This window comes from Aeromonas sp. R1-1 (assembly GCF_040908495.1).
Lineage (GTDB): Bacteria > Pseudomonadota > Gammaproteobacteria > Enterobacterales > Aeromonadaceae > Aeromonas > Aeromonas veronii.
The window spans coordinates 1-4,328 of record NZ_JBFODV010000005.1 but is presented as its reverse complement, the minus strand read 5'-3'; the positions used below and the strand labels follow the sequence as shown (position 1 = coordinate 4,328).

The window sequence follows — 4,328 nt, the reverse complement described above, 5'->3', positions numbered from 1 at the left end:
CCGGACGCACCTCGATCTCCGGATCGAGCAGACCGGTTGGGCGCACCACCTGCTGCACCACATCGCCGCCGGACTTCTCCAGCTCGTAGGGGCCGGGAGTCGCCGAGACAAACACCGTCTGCGGCATCAGCGCTTCAAACTCGTCAAACTTGAGTGGCCGGTTGTCCAGCGCCGAGGGGAGCCGGAAGCCGTACTCCACCAGGGTCTCCTTGCGGGAGCGGTCCCCTTTGAACATGGCGCCGATCTGCGGCACCGTGACGTGGGACTCGTCGATGATGAGCAGGCCATCCCCCGGCAGGTAGTCAAACAGGGTGGGCGGCGGCTCCCCCGGCGCACGGCCGGAGAGGTAGCGGCTGTAGTTCTCGATGCCGGAGCAGTAACCCAGCTCCTGCATCATCTCCATGTCGAACTGGGTACGCTGGCTGATGCGCTGCTCTTCAACCAGCTTGTTGAGGGACAACAGCTGCTCGCGGCGGCTGCGCAGCTCCTCCTTGATATGCTCGATAGCCCCCAGAATGGTCTCGCGCGGGGTAGCATAGTGGGTCTTGGGGTAGATGGTATAGCGCACCACCGTCTGCTCTATGGCACCGGTCAGGGGATCGAACTGGGAGAGCCGCTCCACCTCTTCATCAAAGAGTTCTACCCGCAGGGCCAGCTTGTCCGATTCGGCAGGGTAGATGTCGATCACTTCACCGCGCACCCGGAAAGTACCGCGTTGAAACCCCATGTCGTTGCGGGTGTACTGCAGCTCGGCAAGGCGACGCAGGATATCCCGCTGGTTGATCACATCCCCCACTTTGAGATGCAGCATCATGCTCAGATAAGCTTGAGGATCCCCCAAACCATAGATGGCCGACACCGAAGCAACGATCACCACGTCGCGCCGCTCCAGCAGCGCCTTGGTGGCCGACAATCGCATCTGCTCGATGTGATCGTTGATCGAGGCATCCTTCTCTATAAAGGTGTCGGTGGTCGGCACATAGGCTTCGGGCTGGTAGTAGTCGTAGTAGGAGACGAAATACTCCACCGCGTTGTCGGGGAAGAACTCCTTCATCTCACCATAGAGCTGGGCGGCCAGGGTCTTGTTGGGAGCCAGAATCATGGTCGGGCGGTTCAGGGTGGCGATGACGTTGGCCATGGTGAAGGTCTTGCCCGAACCGGTCACCCCGAGCAGGGTCTGGTGGGCCAGCCCCGACTCGATGCCATCCAGCAGTTGGGCAATCGCCGTGGGCTGATCCCCGGCGGGTTGAAACTGGCTGGCTAACTTGAACAATTTGCTCATGAACACTCCCGACACAAAACAGCAGAGGAGCAGTGTAACCGAGGGTTTGGCAGCGGTACACCCGTGCCATCATACCGCGAATGGCTTGACCCCCCCGGAAACCTTCTGTATGATGCTTCTCCTTGCCTGATGTTCCCCCGTAGTTCAGTCGGTAGAACGGCGGACTGTTAATCCGTATGTCACTGGTTCAAGTCCAGTCGGGGGAGCCAAATTCCTCACCATCTCGGTGCAAGTTATCCACTTTAGTGCCCTCCCCTGCCAATTTTAATGCACAAGATCCTTCTTGCTGCTGACGCTCCCTTTTGTTACCCGTTCTGGCTCGACAGAGTTTTCTCCTGTCACATCTAACTATTTGATTTTTATACAAACATTTTTCTTCCGGTATTTTTTGAACAGCCCTTGCATCCCAGTACTGGCGCGGCTTTCAGGGCGATGAACAAGTTTCATAAACAGGGTTATCCACAGATTCTGTGGGTAAGTGCAGCAAGCCCTGTCAGGACGCGGGATTGCCCTTGATGGCCCCCGGCGAAGAGTCATTTTGCTGGCCAACCTGATTTTATGCTGTTTTTTTGCTCCCTCCGGAACCACTTGGTGACAGGCTCTATTGGCACTTTTCAGAGGCATCTTTTTGCCAACCCTTTTCCCGTGGGCGAACGGGCAAATATCAAGCTGACTTGCCCCTCAGCCAACCATGGCGGCCATCGGTTGAATCTGCTGAAACTGATCCCCGCCAAGCGGCTGAACAGCAGAATCTAAAATATCGGCCTGCGCCAGAGCACTTCGGTCGCGGGCAGCAGATTTCACTAATTGACAACGACGGTTACAGCAAAAATTGCCAGATTTCATCCGCTTGTCTCCCTATCACGCCGCCGGTTCCACAAATAGCGTCCGATAACGTCCGATTAATCGCTCCCTTGCGCTTCTTTATTGGGGATAGATCCGGCACAATATCGACCCCACTTTTTTCCTCGGTTTTTCCGGGCATGACCATAGATTTCGTGACACTGCTACATCAAAGCGACTCCCTGCTGCTGTTCGTGGTATTGGCCTTCGGCCTGCTGCTTGGCAAGGTGCGAATTGGCAACTTTCAGATTGGCAACACCATAGGTGTGCTGTTTACCGCCCTGCTGTTCGGCCAGATGGGCTTCGAATTTGCGGCCACCACTGAAAACGTCGGCTTTATGCTGTTCATCTTCTGTGTGGGGATTGAGGCTGGCCCTCACTTCTTCAGCGTCTTCCTGCGCGACGGCATCCACTACATCACCCTGACCCTGGTGATCTTGCTGACCGCCCTGCTGCTGACGGTGGGGCTGGCCAAGTTCTTCAATCTGGGGCCGGGCATGGCGGCGGGGATCCTGGCAGGTTCCCTCACCTCGACCCCCGCGCTGGTAGGTGCCCAGGATGCCTTGCGCAGCGGTCTGCTCAACCTGCCTCATCAAACCGATATGCAGGCGGTGCTCGACAATATGGGTATCGGCTACGCCCTGACCTATCTGGTGGGTCTGGTAGGCCTGATGCTGGTGGTGCGCTACCTCCCATCGCTGGCACGCCTCGACCTCAATACCGAAGCGCAAAAAATCGCCCGTGAGCGGGGTCTCTCCGACAGCGAGAGTCGCAAGACCTATCTGCCCATCATCCGCGCCTATCGGGTGGGCCCCGAACTGGCAGCCTGGATCGGTGGCCGTACCCTGCGGGAGACCGGCATCTATCCCCATACCGGCTGCTATGTTGAGCGGATCCGCCGCAACGGCATTCTCGCAAGCCCCGATGGCGATGCCGTCATTCAGGAAGGGGACGAGATCGCCTTGGTGGGCTATCCCGAGAGCCACGAGAAGCTGGACGTCAACTACCGCAACGGTAAAGAGGTATTTGATCGCAACCTGCTCGACCTGCAGATCGTCACCGAAGAGATAGTGGTGAAAAACGACTCAGTGGTCGGCCGCCATCTGGTGGAGCTCAACCTCACCGAGAAAGGGTGCTTCCTCAACCGGGTGGTACGCTCCCAAATCGAGATGCCGTTCGATCGCAACATCATGCTGCAAAAAGGCGACGTGCTGCAGATCAGTGGCGAGAAACAGCGGGTCAAACTGCTGGCCAACAAGATCGGCTTTATCAGCATCCACAGCCAGACCACGGATCTGGTGGCCTTCACCACCTTCTTCGTGCTGGGCCTGCTGATCGGCTCCGTTTCGCTGGTGTTCGGTCAGATCGAATTCGGTCTCGGCAACGCCGTCGGCCTGCTGCTGGCAGGCATTCTGATGGGTTACCTGCGGGCCAACCACCCGACGGTCGGCTATGTGCCGCCCGGCGCGCTCAGATTGGCCAAGGATCTCGGTCTGGCGGTCTTTATGGTGAGCACGGGCCTGAAAGCCGGTGGCGGCATCCTCGACCACCTCAGCGAGGTAGGTACGGTAGTGCTCTTCTCCGGCATGCTGGTGACCACCTTGCCGGTGCTGGTAGGCTATCTGTTCGGGGTCTGGGTGCTCAAGATGAACCCGGCGCTGCTGCTCGGTGCCATCACAGGTGCCCGTACTTGTGCCCCGGCGATGGATGTGGTCAACGAGGCAGCCAACAGCTCCATTCCGGCGCTCGGATATGCCGGTACCTATGCGGTGGCCAACGTGATGCTGACCTTGGCGGGCTCCTTTATCATCGGCTTCTGGTTCTAGCCAACAGCCATCACATTACCGCTAACAAAGAAGGGAGCCTCAGGCTCCCTTCTTGCTATCTACTCCGCTATAGAGATGTAGAGCAGCCTTATGGGGGTGATAACATGCCCCCACCATCTGCACTGAACTCTGCCACCAACCCACTCTTCCTATTCCACAATGGCCGATGCTCTGCTCTGCTCTGCTCTGCTCTGCTCTGCTCTGCTCTGCTCTGCTCTGCTCTGCTCTGCTCTGCTCTGCAATGAGTGATGGTAGATCCCGAAGACAAAAAAAGCGCCCTGAGGCGTAATGCCAGTCAGTTAAGCCTGACTGGCATTGTTTTTATTGGCTTTTTGCACCGCATACTTTTGTGGTCTTGCCTTCACACTGCGGGGGTA

At 57.6% G+C, this 4,328-nt stretch carries 3 protein-coding genes and 1 tRNA gene; 2 read left to right on the top strand and 2 right to left on the bottom strand.

Features of this window, described 5'->3' with window-relative positions:
• Positions 1-1,282 (bottom strand): DEAD/DEAH box helicase family protein (locus tag AB5Y92_RS00165; RefSeq protein WP_368225060.1); only part of this gene is annotated, 1,282 nt, incomplete at its 3' end.
• 133 nt (positions 1,283-1,415) lie between these two features.
• Here AB5Y92_RS00165 and AB5Y92_RS00160 point away from each other — a divergent pair.
• Positions 1,416-1,491, top strand: a tRNA-Asn gene (locus AB5Y92_RS00160).
• Between the two features lie 472 nt (positions 1,492-1,963).
• Here AB5Y92_RS00160 and AB5Y92_RS00155 read toward each other — a convergent pair.
• Positions 1,964-2,128, bottom strand: coding sequence for a hypothetical protein (locus AB5Y92_RS00155; RefSeq protein ID WP_162628421.1), 165 nt, complete (start codon positions 2,126-2,128; stop codon positions 1,964-1,966).
• Positions 2,129-2,265: 137 nt separating this feature from the next.
• Between AB5Y92_RS00155 and AB5Y92_RS00150 the strand changes: the two genes are divergently transcribed.
• Positions 2,266-3,951, top strand: a complete 1,686-nt coding sequence (locus AB5Y92_RS00150; RefSeq protein ID WP_005336899.1) for an aspartate:alanine antiporter — start codon at positions 2,266-2,268, stop codon at positions 3,949-3,951.
• Positions 3,952-4,328 lie beyond the last annotated feature (377 nt).